13 protein-coding genes are annotated in these 16,683 nt (G+C 57.5%); 6 read left to right on the plus strand and 7 right to left on the minus strand.

The window, feature by feature from the left end; genetic code table 11:
- Window positions 1-72: 72 nt before the first annotated feature.
- The 3 genes from ACI1P1_RS11110 to ACI1P1_RS11120 all read right to left on the minus strand — a co-directional run bounded on the left by ACI1P1_RS11110 (window position 73) and on the right by ACI1P1_RS11120 (window position 2,578).
- Complete coding sequence (locus tag ACI1P1_RS11110) at window positions 73-759, minus strand: GNAT family N-acetyltransferase (RefSeq protein WP_416216452.1); 687 nt, start codon at window positions 757-759, stop codon at window positions 73-75.
- Window positions 760-779: 20 nt separating this feature from the next.
- Window positions 780-1,643, minus strand: coding sequence for a carbon-nitrogen hydrolase family protein (locus tag ACI1P1_RS11115; RefSeq protein ID WP_416216453.1), 864 nt, complete (start codon window positions 1,641-1,643; stop codon window positions 780-782).
- Between the two features lie 65 nt (window positions 1,644-1,708).
- Window positions 1,709-2,578: a patatin-like phospholipase family protein gene (locus ACI1P1_RS11120; RefSeq protein WP_416216454.1), complete on the minus strand. Its 870-nt coding sequence runs from the start codon at window positions 2,576-2,578 to the stop codon at window positions 1,709-1,711.
- A 177-nt stretch (window positions 2,579-2,755) separates the two neighbouring features.
- Here ACI1P1_RS11120 and ACI1P1_RS11125 point away from each other — a divergent pair, with 177 nt between their 5' ends.
- The 6 genes from ACI1P1_RS11125 to ACI1P1_RS11150 all read left to right on the plus strand — a co-directional run bounded on the left by ACI1P1_RS11125 (window position 2,756) and on the right by ACI1P1_RS11150 (window position 11,690).
- Window positions 2,756-3,103, plus strand: a complete 348-nt coding sequence (locus ACI1P1_RS11125; RefSeq protein WP_416216455.1) for a TFIIB-type zinc ribbon-containing protein — start codon at window positions 2,756-2,758, stop codon at window positions 3,101-3,103.
- A gap of 136 nt (window positions 3,104-3,239) precedes the next feature.
- The gene (locus tag ACI1P1_RS11130) at window positions 3,240-5,009 is read left to right on the plus strand and encodes an ABC transporter ATP-binding protein (RefSeq protein WP_416216456.1); all 1,770 of its coding nucleotides are present in this window, start codon (window positions 3,240-3,242) and stop codon (window positions 5,007-5,009) included.
- Window positions 5,009-6,847 carry an ABC transporter ATP-binding protein gene (locus tag ACI1P1_RS11135; RefSeq protein WP_416216457.1) on the plus strand — a complete coding sequence of 613 codons (1,839 nt, stop codon included), beginning with the start codon at window positions 5,009-5,011 and terminating at the stop codon, window positions 6,845-6,847. Before ACI1P1_RS11130 ends, ACI1P1_RS11135 begins: the two co-directional genes overlap by 1 nt.
- 986 nt (window positions 6,848-7,833) lie before the next feature.
- On the plus strand, window positions 7,834-10,062 hold the full coding sequence (gene pflB / locus ACI1P1_RS11140) for a formate C-acetyltransferase (RefSeq protein ID WP_416216458.1): 2,229 nt from the start codon (window positions 7,834-7,836) through the stop codon (window positions 10,060-10,062).
- A 246-nt stretch (window positions 10,063-10,308) separates the two neighbouring features.
- Window positions 10,309-11,067: a pyruvate formate-lyase-activating protein gene (pflA, locus tag ACI1P1_RS11145; protein WP_416216459.1), complete on the plus strand. Its 759-nt coding sequence runs from the start codon at window positions 10,309-10,311 to the stop codon at window positions 11,065-11,067.
- Between the two features lie 137 nt (window positions 11,068-11,204).
- Window positions 11,205-11,690, plus strand: a complete 486-nt coding sequence (locus ACI1P1_RS11150; RefSeq protein ID WP_416216460.1) for a DnaJ family domain-containing protein — start codon at window positions 11,205-11,207, stop codon at window positions 11,688-11,690.
- A gap of 556 nt (window positions 11,691-12,246) precedes the next feature.
- Here the strand turns inward: ACI1P1_RS11150 and ACI1P1_RS11155 are convergent.
- From ACI1P1_RS11155 to ACI1P1_RS11170, 4 genes are all read right to left on the minus strand, one after another.
- Window positions 12,247-13,143: a protein-glutamine gamma-glutamyltransferase gene (locus ACI1P1_RS11155; RefSeq protein WP_416216461.1), complete on the minus strand. Its 897-nt coding sequence runs from the start codon at window positions 13,141-13,143 to the stop codon at window positions 12,247-12,249.
- Between the two features lie 147 nt (window positions 13,144-13,290).
- The gene (locus ACI1P1_RS11160; protein WP_416216462.1) at window positions 13,291-13,686 is read right to left on the minus strand and encodes a zinc ribbon domain-containing protein; all 396 of its coding nucleotides are present in this window, start codon (window positions 13,684-13,686) and stop codon (window positions 13,291-13,293) included.
- 97 nt (window positions 13,687-13,783) lie between these two features.
- The gene (locus ACI1P1_RS11165) at window positions 13,784-15,148 is read right to left on the minus strand and encodes a DUF4129 domain-containing protein (RefSeq protein WP_416216463.1); all 1,365 of its coding nucleotides are present in this window, start codon (window positions 15,146-15,148) and stop codon (window positions 13,784-13,786) included.
- Between the two features lie 56 nt (window positions 15,149-15,204).
- Window positions 15,205-16,356, minus strand: a complete 1,152-nt coding sequence (locus ACI1P1_RS11170; RefSeq protein WP_416216464.1) for a DUF58 domain-containing protein — start codon at window positions 16,354-16,356, stop codon at window positions 15,205-15,207.
- Window positions 16,357-16,683: the final 327 nt, after the last annotated feature.

Below are 16,683 nucleotides of genomic sequence, written 5' to 3' on the forward strand. Positions count from 1 at the left end.
TTCTACGACTTTCACGCCGGCCCTTATCTAGCCCCTTCAGTTCCATGGGCCCCGTTTACCGCCCCCTCCCCATCAACGTGCGCCGTCTATCCCCTCACCGTTCAAAAACGGGTTCCGCCACTCCATCAGCACCGCATGGTTCAGCGACTCCTCATCCTCCAGGTAGTTGTCCAGCACCGCCACCGGCGTCCGGCCGCAGCGCAGGAGGAAGGTAATCACCGGGTCCTTCAGCCGCCCGGCCAGCACCTCCTCTAGATACTGCTGCGGAGTCAACCGGTCCGCCCACTTATAGTAGCCCGACATCGCGCCGCCCAACAGACGCTCCAGTCCAAGCTGCACCACCACCTCGTACATGGTCTGCATCATCCACTTGCCCAACCCCAGCTTCCGGTAACGGGGCGAGACGCTAATATCCACCACATACAGGCTGTTACCTTGGGGGTTATGGGTACGGATGTACCCCTCGTCTGTGATCTCCGCCCAGGTATGCTGCGGATGGCCTTCGTCATAGGCCACCACCAGCCCGGTCATGGACCCGGCCAGCTCCCCCTCCACCTCCAAACACAGCGCCCCTTCCGGAAAAAGCGACACATGGTTGGCCAGCTGCTCCTTGTTCCACCACAGCTCCGAAGGAAACGGCGGCGGAAAGCATTCCGCCTGAATGCGGATGAGCCCGTCGAAGTCCCTCTCCGTATACCGCCGGATCACCGTCCGGTGGGGCTGACCCTCCGGGGTAAACGTGTATAATTCCTTTATCATAAAAACGCCATTCCTTTCCCCTACATCGACGTCCAATCGGGATACAAATCCGTCCGGCGGTCCCGCCACGTAGTTACGCTGCCCCGCTGGCGGACCTCCTCCAGCAGGCTCAAATCCAGATCAGCCGTGACGATCATATCATCATTGATTTCCCCCTCGGCCAGTACCCCCCGGGGAGGAAACGGGATGTCGTTGGGGCTTAAGATCGCGGCCTGGCCATAGTTGGCCCGCATAAAGTCCACATTTTCCAAAGCGCCCACCGTTCCAGTCGTCACCACATAAATCTGGTTCTCCACCGTCCGGGCATGGCAGGAATAACGCACCCGGTAAAACCCGTGCCGGTCATCGGTGCAGGACGGGCAAAAAATCACATCCGCCCCCGCGGCGCGCACCATCCGCACAATCTCCGGGAACTCGATGTCGTAGCAGGTCAGAATGCCGATCCGCCCTTTGGCCGTATCGAACACCCGCACCCCGTCCCCGGCGCTCATCCGCCATTCGGTGACCTCGGTCGGCGTAATATGCAGCTTGTCCTGACGCTCCACCCGGCCGTCGGGATAAAATAGGTGGGCCGTATTGTACAGCCGTCCCTCCCGCTCCGTCACATGGGTGCCCCCGATAATGTGCACGCCGTGGGTCTGTGCCAGCCCCCGAAACAAGGCCGTATACTGCTCCGTAAAACCCGGTAGCGCATGAATGGGCAGCCCTTCCCCTGCACCGTTGCCGATGGACAGAAGCTGGGTCGTAAAAAACTCCGGGAACAAAATAAACTCGGACCCGTATTCCATCGCCGTTTTCACATAATGCTCCGACTGTCTGGCGAAATCCTGAAACCCCTCCGCCTTGCGAAGCCGGTATTGTACGGCGGATACCCGCATTTTCAATGGAACCCCTCCTGTCCGCCGCCGGCCATCAGCCCGCAGCCCGTTATGCCGTTATGGTACCAAAGTTATCCGCCCTCCGCCACTTTCCGGATACTGTCCATGTTGGCCTTGGCACATTCGTAGCCCAGCTCCATACAGCGGTCCGCACAGGGGAAGTCAAGGATGCCGATGGAGCCCAGCTCCGGGGAGAGGATCAGCTCCGGGTAGCCGGAATCCGCCTGGGACATCCGGTGCAGACCGAGACTGACCGACCGGGACAAAATGGAGGAAAAGCTCCACTTGGACAGGTGCAGGGGCGCCACCGTCACCAAATCCACCGCCACAATCCGCTTGGCGCCCATAGCCTTCAGAGCAGCGGCCGGACAGTTGTCCATCAGGCCTCCGTCCACCAGCAGCCGCTCCCCCATACGCACCGGCCGGAAAATGCCGGGAATGGACATGCTGGCCATGACCGCATGGGCCAGACTTCCGTCCGGGACCACCTCACAATGGGGGCCAAGAATGCCCGTTTCCGCAGGACGGTTGGCGAACAGCACCTGGCAGCCCGCCGCCAGATCCGTGGCTGCCACCGCAAAGGGCAGCTGCAGCTCTCCGATCCGGCGGTCCCCAAGCAGCTCCTCCAGCAGCTTGGCCAGCCGTTTGCCGCGGATGAGCCCCGGCAGGGAGCCCTTCGGGGCCAGCCAACGGCATGCCAGGCCGGCATAATCCACATCCATCAGCCTGGCGCTGAGCCGGGAGGTCAGCACTGCCAGCTCCCGTGCGGTGGCACCGCAGGCCACCATAGCTGCGGCCAAGGCTCCCGCGCTAGTTCCGGCTACCGCCTGAACCGGGATGCCCTCCTCCTCCAGCGCCCGGACCACTCCGGCGTGGCAGCAGCCTGTTACCCCTCCTCCGCCCAATGCCAGCGCGATGCCCCTTTGCTGCTCCTGCTTCACGGGAACCCTCCTTTTTTATGGATGATGCTTATAGGGTTTCCGAACTGCCGGGACTTTACCGGAAGAAACGGTTATATCGGTGTTTCACCTAGAAGTCCGGGCTTTCACCGGGTATAATAAAATGAAGACTATTATTGAAGCAATCCGCAGGATAAGAATAAAGGAGGCCAAAACCCGATGAACTGCCCGGTATGCGATAATGTGAGAATGCGTGAAGTGGAAAAAGCAGGCGTTACCATAGACACATGCCCCCAGTGCAAAGGGGTCTGGCTGGACCGTGGGGAACTGGACAAGTTAATGAGCGACGTGCGCGAGGTCCGGGAGGACTTCAATACGTGGCAGAAGCAGCGTGACGATGATTACGAGCGCCGCGATTACGACCGTCGTGACGGTGAACGGCGCGACTACGAGCAGCGGAGCTACGAGCATAACCCCTCCTACGACAAGAATCATTACCCTCAGCAGGGCTACAAAGGCAAAAAGAAAAAGAGCATTCTGGACAGTCTGGGCGATCTGTTCGACTAAGAAGATACGTCTCCATTCCATAATTGCTATACTCGCAAGCTCACAGCAGTGTTTTATCGGAAACCAGCCGCTGCCCCCAGCACGGGGTAACAGTCGGCTGGTTTTCGCGTCATCATAACCGGGAGGATTGTTCCACATGTCTTCATCGAAACCAAAATTCAAGCTCCCCCTCCGGGAGTATGCGGGGCTTCTGGCGCAATACCTGATCCCCCAATGGCCCGCCATGACCGCTCTTGGGCTGCTGCTACTCTCTGGCATCGCCATGCAGCTGATCAGCCCCCAGCTGATCCGGTATTTTATCGACACGGCCCAGTCGGGCCACGGCGGTGAGAAGCTGATGCAGGCTGCCTTGTGGTTTATCGGCTTGTCCGTGCTGACCCAGGGTGTCCGTGTCATCGCTGCCTACATCGGAGAAAATGTGGGCTGGACCGCCACCAACCAGCTTCGCAGCGAGGTAGCCGCCCACTGTCTGAAGCTGGATATGTCTTTTCACAAGAAACATACCTCCGGGTCCATCATCGAACGGGTAGACGGGGATATTAATGCCTTGGGCAACTTCTTTTCCAACTTCGTTATTCTTCTATTAAGCAATATGGTGTTGATGACCGGTATCCTGATTTTGCTGTTCCGGGAAAATGTTCTGATCGGCGCTGTGATGACCATTTTCGTTATCTTCGCCCTGACAGTCATCCAGCGCATCCGGCGTTACGCCGCCCCCATGTGGACCAAAATGCGCCAGATCAGCGCCGAATTCTACGGGTTTCTGGGAGAGCATCTGGAGGGCACCGAGGATACCCGGGCCAATGGAGCCACTGCCTATGTGCTGCATCGTTTCCACAGCCTGCTGCGCACCTGGCTGCCGATCCGCATCCGGGCGTTTTTCGGCTTCGCCGCCATGTGGATCACCGCCATTGTGGTATTTGCCCTGGGGAATGCCATGGCCTTCGGCATCAGCGCCTATCTGTGGCGACAAGGGAGCATTACCATCGGCGCTGTGTATATGGTTTTTCACTATACGGAGCTCCTGGCTCAGCCCATCGAAAAAATCCGCCAGCAGCTGGAGGATCTGCAGAAGGCGGATGCCAGCATCACCCGGATCCGGGAGCTGCTGGGGACCGAGTCCTTGATCCGGGACGGCGACAGCGGCAGACTGCTTCCGGAGGGGGCGCTGTCGGTGGAGTTCCGCAGCGTTACCTTTGGCTACGAGGAGGATAACACTACTCTGGAGGGACTGAACTTCCGGCTCGAGCCGGGGAAGGTGCTGGGGCTTTTGGGCCGGACGGGAAGCGGCAAGTCCACCACTGCCCGGCTGCTGCTTCGTTTCTATGATCCCGGGGAAGGAGCCATTCTTCTGGGGGATACGGATATCCGGGAGGTGCACCTGCATGATCTGCGCAGCCGGATCGGCTTCGTTACGCAGAATATTGAGATTTTTCAAGGAACGGTCCGGGATAACCTGACCTTCTACGATTCCAGCATTGACGACACCCTGATCCGGCAGGTACTGGAGGAGCTGGGGCTTGGCAACTGGCTAGCCTCCCTGCCCAAGGGTCTCGACACCCTCCTGGAATCCGGAGGCGGGGGTTTATCCGCAGGGGAAGCGCAGCTCTTGGCTTTCGCCCGGGTATTCCTGAAGAACCCGGGACTGGTGGTGCTGGACGAAGCCTCCTCCCGGCTGGACCCAGCCACTGAGCAGCTGCTGGAGCGTGCAGTGAACAGGCTTTTGAAGGACCGCACCTGCATCATCATCGCCCACCGACTCTCCACCATCCAGCGGGCCGATGATATTCTGATGCTGGATGACGGGCGGATCGCCGAACACGGCAAACGGCTTGCGCTGCTGGCCGATCCCGGCTCCCGGTTCAGCCGGGTGATGGAAGCCGGACTCGAGGAGGTGCTCGTCTAATGAAAGCAACATCCGCTCAAACCGCAGCCGGAAACCGGCGCTTCAGCACCTTCCGGCTTTTTATGGGACTCATCCGTTATACGCCTTGGCTGTACAGCTGGAACCTGTTCAACTGGATTCTCATCACGCTGGTGCCGATTCTCCCCGGTTTGGTTACCAAGGAATTCTTCGATATCCTCTCCGGGGCATCGACCACCGGCTTTAATGTGGCGACGGTCATCGCTCTGCTGCTGGCTTCGGCTATGGCCCGGGTCGCCGCCATTCTCGTCGGCTTCCTCTCCGACGTCCACTTCCGCTTCCGGGCTGCGGGACTCTTACGCCGCAATATGCTGGAGCATATTCTCCGGGAGCCGGGGGCCAAAGCCATTCCCGGATCGCCGGGTGAAGCCATCAGCCAGTTCCGGGACGACGTGGAGCAGGTGGAGGAAGCGGTCAGCTGGTCCGTTGACGCCATCAGCATGATCTTTTTTGCCGCGGTATCCGTATATATCCTGGCCCGGATCGATGCCCAAATGACCCTGTGGGTATTCCTGCCTCTGGTTGTGGTTGTGGCACTGGCCCAGCTTTCCACCGGTTGGCTGCAAAAGTACCGTGCCGCCAGCCGCGAGGCCACCAGCCAGGTGACGGGGGCCATCAGTGAGATGTTCACCTCTGTCCAGGCCATCCAGGTGGCAGGCGCAGAGGACCGGGTAATCGGTCAATTCCGGGAGCTGAATGATACCCGGCGCAAGTCCATGCTGAAGGATAAGCTGTTCAGTCAGGCGCTGGACTCGGTTTTTTCCAACACGGTGAATCTGGGAACAGGCTTCATTCTGATCCTGGCCGGACAAAAGATGCAAAACGGCACCTTCCAGGTGGGGGATTTTGCGCTGTTCGTTTATTATCTGAATTTCGTCACCACCTTCATCCAGAATTTCGGCAAGTTCCTGACCTACTACAAACAAAGCACGGTTTCCACCGAACGGATGGGAGCGCTGCTCCAAGGGGCGTCCGGGGAAAAGCTTATCCGCAAGGCCCCGCTTTATTTGCGCGGAGAGATGCCTGGACCTGCTGAGATTGCGTCGGAGGCGGTGCCCGGCACTGCCTTTAAGGGGTCCGCCGCGGCTGCCGGTTTGGCGCTGGACGAGCTGAAGGTGGCGGGTTTAACGTACATGTATCCTGCGACCGGACGGGGAATCAGTGAGATTGATTTTACACTGCAAAAGGGCTCCTTCACCGTCGTCACCGGCCGGATCGGATCAGGCAAAACCACGCTGGTCCGCACGCTGCTTGGGCTGCTCCCTCCCGACGGCGGACAGGTGCTGTGGAACGGGCACCAGGTGGAGGACCCGGGTAATTTCTTCGTCCCGCCGGTGAGCGCATATACCCCGCAGGTGCCCCGGCTGTACAGCGACACCTTAACGGAAAATATCCTCCTGGGCCTGCCCAACGAGGGCGGACGGCTGCAGGAGGCGGTGCACGCGGCGGTGCTGGAGCATGACGTGGAGGAGCTGCATCTGGGGCTGGACACGGTCATCGGCCCCCGGGGCGTGAAGCTCTCCGGCGGCCAGGCCCAGCGTACGGCGGCCGCGCGGATGTTTGCCCGGGAGGCGGAGTTGTATGTGTTCGACGACCTGTCCAGCGCGTTGGATGTGGAGACGGAGCAGAAGCTGTGGGAGCGGCTGTTTGCCGGGCGCAAGGCCGCATGCTTGGTGGTCTCCCACCGCAAGGCGGTGCTGCAGCATGCCGACCGGATTTTGCTCCTGAAAGACGGCCGGCTCCACGCCTCAGGAACGCTGGCGGAGCTGTTGGATTCCAATGAGGAAATGCGGCGCCTGTGGAGCGGGGAAATTTCGTAAAGCTGGAATGTGCGGGGCAGGTACTATGAGAAGGCACTTTGGGGACGCATTATCCATAGGCACTAGAAGTTTGTCCGGGAAGTGAGTTTTGCCGCCAACCGATTCCCGCCCGCCTGCCTGCCTTCATCTAACGGACACCATGGATCTTATTTAGCTTAAAACCTGCCTTTTGCAAATCTTACGGACACCACAGCCGTTATTTGGCACTTTCCTTCTCCTGCTCAGGGTTTTGGGGAGGAATAAGTTCTCTCCAGTCCGTAAGTTCCCCAAAAACGCAATTTTCCGCTAAATAAGGTCTCTCCCGTCCGTTACGCCGACTTGCAAGACCGTACACCTGCCGCCATCACGTTACGACTGCTCGCGCATCCGCACGTCTGTCTGCCAACTCATCACGACTACTCGCCATCACGTTGCGACTGCTCGCGCGTTCGCTACCCCTACCGCTAATCCGTACGCTTGCCCGCGAGTAACTGCTTGCTTCCAAGGCCGCGGCGCCCTCCCCACCCTACAAACGGCACCCCTGGCCCCCATACCAGGGGTTTTATTGGCTTGCGCCCCGGTAAACGGATGTGTAAAGGCCAGGCGGAGCGGGTAATACTCTTTAGTGAATGCCTGCTTTGTGGTATGATATTAATCACAGTATCTAACAATTGTCACACTATTCAATCATTTTACCCAAGCTATGCGCTTTCATCCTCCAACTGTGTCTTTCTGTTATACTGTTTTCTGAATTCTGTTTCATTTCCATGGGAATGACGAAACTTGTCAAAAATCTATTTGAGGACTTTGTGACCGTTTTCACAACCTTATTTTTCCACCCTTGCGCCTCAAGGATTTGCTTTTGATTCGAAGAATTCGTTATTTGTAATGATTTTCACAAATACGTCACGAATGACCTCTTTTCAAAACAGCTAAACCGTATTATTCTATAGTCATAAGAACTGTATCAATAATTTAAATTATCTGTTTTCGGGAGGGTGACCGCAATGAAACAATGGGACGGATTCCAAGGCGGCGCATGGGAAAAGGAAATTAACGTAAGAGACTTTATTCAACAAAACGTAACTGTATATACAGGTGACGATGCTTTCCTGGCACCAGCCACGGATGCAACCAACCAATTGTGGAAGCAAGTCATGGATCTCTCGAAGCAAGAACGGGATAACGGCGGCGTGCTGGATATGGATACCGAGGTGGTTTCCACTATTACCTCCCACGGCCCCGGCTACCTGAACAAGGACCTGGAAACTGTTGTCGGCGTTCAAACTGACAAACCCTTCAAACGGTCCCTGCAGCCCTTCGGCGGTATCCGCATGGCAGAGCAAGCCTGCGAATCCTACGGCTTCAAGGTAAGTGAAGAAGTCAGCCGTATTTTCTCCGACATCCGCAAAACTCATAACCAAGGCGTATTCGATGCCTATACCGACGAAATGAAGCTGGCCCGTAAGGCCGCCATCATCACCGGTCTTCCCGACGCTTACGGCCGCGGCCGGATTATCGGCGACTACCGCCGCGTTGCTCTTTACGGTATCGATCACCTGATCGCCGAGAAAAAGAAGGACCTTTCCAACACTGGCCTGCGTACCCTGAGCGATGACATCATCCGCCTGCGTGAAGAGCTGAACGAGCAAATCCGCGCTTTGAGCGAGCTGAAGAAGCTGGGCAAGGCTTACGGCTTCGACCTGTCCCAGCCGGCACAAACTGCCAAGGAAGCCTTCCAATGGCTGTACCTGGGTTACCTGGCTGCCATCAAGGAACAAAACGGCGCTGCCATGAGCTTGGGCCGCACCTCCACATTCCTGGACATTTATGTAGAACGCGACCTGAAAGCAGGCGTCATGACCGAGCAACAAGCTCAAGAGCTGGTTGACCACTTCGTTATGAAGCTGCGTCTGGTGAAGTTTGCACGGACTCCGGAATACAACGAGCTGTTCAGCGGCGACCCCACCTGGGTAACCGAGTCCATCGGCGGTGTAGGCATGGATGGCCGTCCGCTGGTCACCAAGAGCTCCTTCCGCTTCCTGCACACCCTCGACAACCTGGGCCCGTCCCCGGAGCCGAACCTGACTGTGCTCTGGTCGACACATCTGCCTGAAGGCTTCAAGGACTACTGTGCCAAGATGTCCATCAAAACCAGCGCTATCCAGTATGAGTCCGATGATCTCATGCGCAACGAGTTCGGCGACGACTACGCCATCGCCTGCTGCGTATCCGCAATGCGTGTCGGCAAGCAAATGCAATTCTTCGGCGCCCGCGCCAACCTGGCCAAGGCTCTCCTGTACGCCATCAACGGTGGTGTGGACGAAAAGCTGAAGATTCAAGTCGGCCCGACCTTCGCTCCTATTACTTCCGAGTACCTGAACTTCGACGAAGTGATGAAGCGGTTTGACGATATGATGGAGTGGTTGGCCGAACTGTACATCAACACTCTGAACTGCATTCACTACATGCATGACAAATACAGCTACGAGCGCATCGAAATGGCTCTGCACGACACCCATATCCTGCGCACCATGGCAACCGGTATCGCCGGCTTGTCCGTAGCGGCTGACTCCCTGTCCGCCATCAAGTACGGCAAGGTAAAGACCATCCGTGACGATAACGGCCTGGTTGTAGACTTCACCACCGAAGGCGAGTTCCCGAAATACGGCAACAACGATGACCGTGTGGACCAACTGGCAGTGCAACTGGTAGAATCCTTCATGACCAAGCTGCGCAAGCACAAGACCTACCGGGATTCCGTACATTCCATGTCCATTCTGACCATCACCTCCAACGTGGTGTATGGCAAGAAAACCGGTAACACTCCGGACGGACGCCGTGCCGGCGAACCGTTCGCACCTGGCGCTAACCCGATGCACGGCCGCGACGAGAAGGGCGCATTGGCTTCCTTGTCCTCCGTCTCCAAGCTGCCTTACCAAGCATCCGTAGACGGCATTTCTAACACCTTCTCCATCGTGCCGCATGCACTGGGCAAGGATGACCATTCTCAAATCAAAAACCTGGTTGCCATTCTGGACGGTTATGCCGTGAAGCAAGGCCACCACTTGAACATCAACGTGTTCAACCGCGAGACCCTGACGGACGCTATGGAGCATCCGGAGAAGTACCCGCAACTGACCATCCGGGTATCCGGCTATGCTGTTAACTTCATCAAGCTGACCCGCGAACAACAGCAAGACGTCATCAACCGTACCTTCCACAGCAGCCTGTAAAACAACACGAAACGGAAGGCCCTCGAAAAGCCCGGAATGCGCCGCGTGCGTATTCCGGATTTTTTCCCCGGGGGGAACCGCGGCGCAAACCGGGAGGTTTATCCGGCTGCATCATATATGCAATACATCTCAATGACTGCAAGAAAGCACACTTGAATTTTTTTGCAAAATAGACTACTGGACACCCGGGTTTACGCATGCTATGCTGACGGCTTGGGATGATGTTCATAAAGGAGGCGGCATACGATGAAGGGAAATATCCATTCCATTGAAACCTTCGGTACCGTAGACGGACCCGGCATTCGCTATGTGGTGTTCACCCAGGGCTGTCTGCTTCGCTGCTTATACTGCCACAATGCAGATACATGGGAAATCGGCACGGGCAAGGTGATGACAACGGATGAGATTATGGCTGATTTCGAAAGCTACCTTCCTTTCATCGAAGCTTCCGGCGGCGGAATTACCGTCAGCGGCGGCGAGCCGTTGCTCCAGATGGATTTTATGGTTGACCTGTTCCGCAAGTGCAAGGCCCGCGGCATTCATACTACCGTGGACAGCTCCGGCGGCTGCTACAGCACCGAAGAAGGATTTCAGGCCAAGCTGAAGGAGCTGATCCAGTATACGGATCTGGTTCTGCTGGACCTGAAGCATCTGGACGACGATGCCCACCGCAAGCTTACCGGACGGAGCAACGCCAACATTCTGCAATTCGCCCGTTTTCTTTCGGATAACAAGGTGCCTGTATGGGTCCGCCACGTGCTGGTTCCCGGCTGGACTGACAGCGAGGATCATCTGCGGCGGATGGGGGAATTTATCAAGACCCTGGAGAATGTCAAGAAAATCGAGATTCTTCCTTACCACAAGCTGGGTGTCTACAAATGGAAAACCCTGGGCTACAAGTATGCTCTGGAAAATGTGGAGCCGCCTTCAGCCGAAAGCGTCCAGCTTGCCAAAGAGCTGCTTGGTGCCGCGGATTCCACTTTATCCGGTTCTGCAGCCAAATAAAAGAATACAACAAAGCCGGGACTGCCCTTGGGCGTGCTTGCAAACTCCTCAAGCGGATTTGCAAACACGGCCTAATGGGGCTGGCCCGGCTTTTCATCATTTTCCTTGCTAGAAGCGCGAATATAGGAGGTGCGCCCATGTGGCCTTCCCGTCCCAAACACCGCCATGCCCAATCCGCATCCTTGCCGGAGAACGAACCACGCCCGACCATTCCGCTGCCTGCCGAAGTCTATGTGGATCAGGACGCGGTTTCCGCAGGTCATACCCAAGTGGCCCATTGGCTGGATGAAAAATATGAGGAGTTCGTAGCCGGCGGCGGTCTGGATCGTCTGCCCGGCAAGGGCAAACCCCTGACGGTGCCCACAGGAGATGTGATGAACACCATCCTGAAGCAGGCCGGCGTCCCCCACCCTTGGGTGCTCCTAAGGCTGACCATCAAGGAATCCATCGAGGATATCGCACATCTGTTGAAGCGTGCACCGGATGATCCATCCATTGACGGACAGCTGGCGGAGGTGAACAAACGCATTGTCCAATACAATGTGGAGTCTCCGAGTATGGCATTACACAGGCGGAAGCTGACCCGGGAGAATATCCGGGCTGAGCTGGAGAAGTGGAAGTAACTGTTTAATTCTATCGCGGGTGCCTGCCGTACCCTCGCGGCTGCCCGATCAGCGGATACATCGATGGGCAGCTGAAGTTAACGGGTGAGCCGATGGACAGCTTAAGTTGGCGGGTTGCGCCGATGAGTAGCTTAAGTTAGCAGCATGAGCCAATAGAAAGCTTAAGTTAGCGGGTTGCGCCGATAGGCTGGGTAATTTGTGGGGAGGCATATCGTTGGGCAACTGCAAAAGTGCAGTTATTTCTACCCGTTCATCCGATTTCAGCCTGTATAACTGCAAAAGTACAGTTATTTCTCTAAATACACGGGAAATGACCCTGAAGTAAGCAAAATAACTGCACTTTTGCAGGATGCGACCGCGACGGGTTATTATCGGGAGAAATAGATGCACTTTTGCATTTCACGGCACCTTGCCAGCATATTTAACTCACCTTCAACCTAATTTCGCCCTCCCTTTCCCCCGCTTCCATCCACCTTTAATCTACTTTCAACCCGCCTTTACCCCCACTTTCAACTTACCTTTCTCGCCGCTTTACCGCAGCAGCATGTTTCCCGTTTTATACGAAGGCGTCCCTTCCGATTTTAGCCATTATCCCTCTCAGCTCCGATGAGCTCACACCCCCGGAGGTTCTTTGCGCTGACGGAAACCCGATAGGTCCGGGCAGATTCCAGGGGCTGCCGCCATATTGTGCGGGGAGAGGCTGGTTCCAACCGCTTCCCCCGATTATGGTGCGGTACAGCTTCGGGTAATCCGGGTGGACCACGATATCCATCAGATAAGCGGAGGTCTGGCTGAAGGGACGGCGCTTCCGGTTTAAGGACTCGATAATCTCCCCGCCCGTTTTGATGCCAATGCCATGTCCATAATAGAGACCGTTAAACATCAGCAGCACATTCTCCCCCTGCCATTCCGGGTGGTCCGGCGAAACATCGGGATTCTTGAAATACTGCACATCTCCCGGCACCGCATCCTGAGGTTTTTTGGAATCCACCAGCATCAGGTCCTCATCATAGTGCCAATCGTACAAAAGCAGTCCTCCGAACCACAGGTTAAACAGCCCGTCCCCAAGACTGTCCAGCATGCCTTTGTACAGCACAATCACCATGGCCGTCGCACACTCAAAGGCATACAGCGGCCCTTCCTGAAAAATATTGCGGATCCCGTCTGCAGGGGTCACATTCGGCAGAAGCCGGAAGCCCCCCCTTTCATCCCGCCTCCAATACAGGGGATTGCAGCGGGAATCCCGGAACACCGCAAATTGGGCTCCGCTTGTCTGCAAGGCCTGAGCCGCCTCTGTAAGCAGGACCCTGGTGCGGAGCTCAAAGCCCAGCTCCTCCCATGAAGCATACCGGTACATGGTCTGTTGGCCGGCCTTCATCCAGAAAATCTCCGTCTCCGCAGGAGTCGCTCCCGCCGGCGGCTGGTTTGCTATTGCACCTTTAACCTCAATCACGCTGTTTTCGCCCCCTCCTGTAGCATGAAGCCGCTCATTACGGGAACGTAAGAGCGGCTCTTTCGCAGCTGTACATGATATCAGGATATGGGCGAAAGCTTGAACAGGTTACTCCCCGGCAAAAGAAGCCCGGCTGCCAATCAGAAATCAACCGAAGAAAAAGTCCAGTGTGGAACCAAGCTCCCCCGATTTTTTACCCCGTAAAATATTCGGGTCATAAATCTCCACAAACCCGCAATCCGTGCACGAAACAAATAAGTAGTGATGATGCTGGATATCCAACAGCTTGGATAAGCCCGTTCCGGTCATCGCCACCTCCTGGATGCTGCTGGACCTGCCCCCGCACTTGGTACACCGGAAGCGGCTGGCGATGATGTCTTCCACTCTATCCGTGGGATCCCGCTCCTCCCCCGTCTCTTTGCCCTCCAGTTCCCCGGACTCCGCCTCCAATACGGCCTCCTCCGGCAAAAAAATGGCCGTCTTACAATGAGGACAACGGTCATGGACCGGTTCCATCTCCTTATAGCACCATGGACATTCCATATGGGTATCCCTCCATCACGATATTAATGGCATAGATCATTCATATGGCAAAGCAGTGTAAGGCAGAACAATGTAGAGCGGCGGCGACCCCAAACGCTTATTTGTCTGTGCTCCTGCTGCGGAACCGGGCCACCTCTGCGTCATCCGGCTCCTGTCCGCCATAACGGGCCCGTTCGTAGGCATCGCTCAGCTCCCGGTCCAGAAGCTTCGCCGCCGTCTGTCCGGCAGCGGCGGCCTGCAGCCCGGGCTTCGGCTTGGCCGCTTCCCGGGCAGCTGCCGCGGCTGCTTCCGCCGGGGTCCATTCCGCCTGCCAGCGGAAGCCCACCCGGACGGCCCGGCGCACTGCCTGGGCATAGAGGTACCGCATCCGCTGGCGGTTGTCCGCGAGATCCTCCCAACGGGCCTCGCGGCGGCCTTGGAACAAGCGTTTCAGCCGTCCCAACGGACCGCCGCCGCCGGGTTTCCCCTCCCGGGTGGACAGCACCGTATCCACATAACCCGGGTCAGGGTCCTCCGCCTGGCCTTTGCCTCTGCGGGCGAACCAGGCCGCAACGCGTTTCAGCCAGCCCGGAAACCACCGTGACAATCCCTTGACGCAGTAATAAACGAAGGCTGCTGCTGCTGCAATAAAGACCACCATCAGCAGGTATTCCAGAATGACCCAAATGAGGGCCGGGTCACCCTTGGGTTCAGGCAGGCCGGATTGCTGCGGCCCCGGTGTAGCTGCCGGCTCCGGCGGCAATTCCACCGGTTCTCCGGCCATCAGTCCCAGCAGCCAGCGCAGCGCTTCCTTCACCGCCGTGCCGATGGCGCCGTCCACCAACCCCCAGAAGGAGAGAAGAAAAATCGGAAGGCCGAATACGGCCACCAGAAGCCGATTAAAGCGCCTCATGTGGCGGGCGGAAGCACTCCTGCCCCTTCCTCCATAAGCGCCCCCGGACATAGAATACGAATTACCGATCAGGATCGCCAGCAGAAACAGCACCGACGCAATCACCGCAAGACCGTCGGAATAGCTGCCCAGCCCTTCGGCCCGGTGGATATAAAAGCCGGAGGGGGCGCATAAGGCCAGTCCCATCCAAGGAAAGATGGGCTGGATTTCGCCTTTGCCGGAGCGGACGGCCCCTGCGGCCCGGATGGCCAGGACAGCCCCCGCCACCGCCGATAGCAGCGCGTTATACGAAACGCCGTGCAAGAGCCACGCCCAGCCCACCACCAAGGGTGCCGTCCAGAGAATCAGCAGCCCCCGCCTGTTCAAAAAAGGTATCGCCGCCGATAAGGCACCCCATACGGTGTAGCCTGCCAACCCCGCCAGCCAGCCCCAAGCCCAGGCGCTGCCGTTATACATCGAGCCGGCTATCCCCAGCAGCACCGGAGACAGGGATATCAGCTCCAGCCAGCCCGGAGCGATGCCGGTCCAGCTTTTTTTTGCATATGCCAAAAACGGATTGCCGGTCTTCATGGTCAACCTCCCTACTTACGTAAATCAAACCCGGTAACAGCCTCTGCCCCCGGTCCTCAGCCTGCTTGCGCCTGGTCATCCGGAGAACCGGGCCGGACTTGGTCCGCTTGATGCTTGTCCCCGGCTAAACGCTCCCGCTCCAGCGGCAAAAGCAGCACCTTGCTGCCCTGCTCCTCCAGCGCCTGCATCTGCTCCTCCAGAAGCGGGCTCTTGTAGGCGGAAATGAGAACATAATCGCAGGATTCCTCCAGCCGTTCCCCTTCCAGCCGCAGATACTCGGCAAAATGCACCTGCTGCTCCAGCTTCAGCTGGGCCATGGCATCCAGCACCTGTTTATGGTGCACATTGCCTGCTCCCGGAGCCAGCCGGATGCTGGTCTCCGGCTCATCCACAGTCGGCGCGTTGCAGCCGAAGCCAACCGGCATCCCTTCCGCCAGCGCCTGCTCCACCAGGGTTAACGCACAGCGGATGCCCCACTCCATCAGGGCCTCCTCGTTTACCTCAGCCCACATGTCTTCTTTTTCCGCAATGTTCAAAAGAATCATCAACCGCCGGTCGGCGGTATAGCCATGCTCCCGGACCTGAAGCTGCCCCGTGCGGGAAGTGGCCTTCCAATGAATGGACCGCAGGGAATCCCCGCTGCGGTATTCCCGGACCCCCAGCATCAGATAGGGGTCCTCCACCATCCAGCGCTTAACGGCAAATTCCCCCTGCCAGCCCCGCCAGGGCAAAGGCAGCTCCTCCACGGGGACGGAGCGGGGATACACCAAAAGCCGCTGATTGACCCGGTCCGTGCGTACCGACTGGGAAATCCCGAACAGATCCCCGCAGCTGAGGGTAACGGTCTCCAGATCATAGCAGCCCCGTCTTATACAGCGGACCTTGTGCTGGCGGATCACCTCGGTATGGCCCCACAGGGAAAACAGACTCCGGTGGTTCTGCAGCCGTGCGCCGGTGGCGATGCTGAGATTCTCCTGGCTGACAAACTGGAGGCTGGACGACAGCAGCGCTTCCAGACGCAGCCAGGGCAGGGGCAGGGCCTTGTCGTTGACAATATGCTCCTGCATCTCCACCATATCGCCTTCCACACAAAAGTCACGGTCAAACTTGCGCCTGTAATCCAGCCGCTTGAGCCCCCGCCGGCGGAACAAAACCGACTGGCCCCACAGGGCAACCAGCGCCACTATCGCCAAAAGGGAAACACTCACAGATGTATTGCCTCCTATCTTGAATCACTTGGTCGATGCCGCAGGCCGGACCCGTTATGATGAGCCACGAAACTAGGGTGTGTCTGAAAGCTCCGAGGGGAGCAAATGTTAGCCAGACACAGCAGTCAAGTACGTGATATTGTGCCACTGCCCAAAATCGGCGGCCGCTTGCCAACATATAACGGAACTTCTGTGCTCCACAGCCCAGTAACCAGCTCCTCGCTGTGTAACGGAACTCACAGCACCTTAGAGGCCAAAAACCGGCTTTTTCGGCGCGTAACGGAACTCACAGGCTCTTAGAAGGTTTATTAGCGTGAATTGCGACCA

This window comes from Paenibacillus mesotrionivorans, assembly GCF_046098205.1.
In the GTDB taxonomy this organism is placed as follows: domain Bacteria; phylum Bacillota; class Bacilli; order Paenibacillales; family NBRC-103111; genus Paenibacillus_AR; species Paenibacillus_AR mesotrionivorans.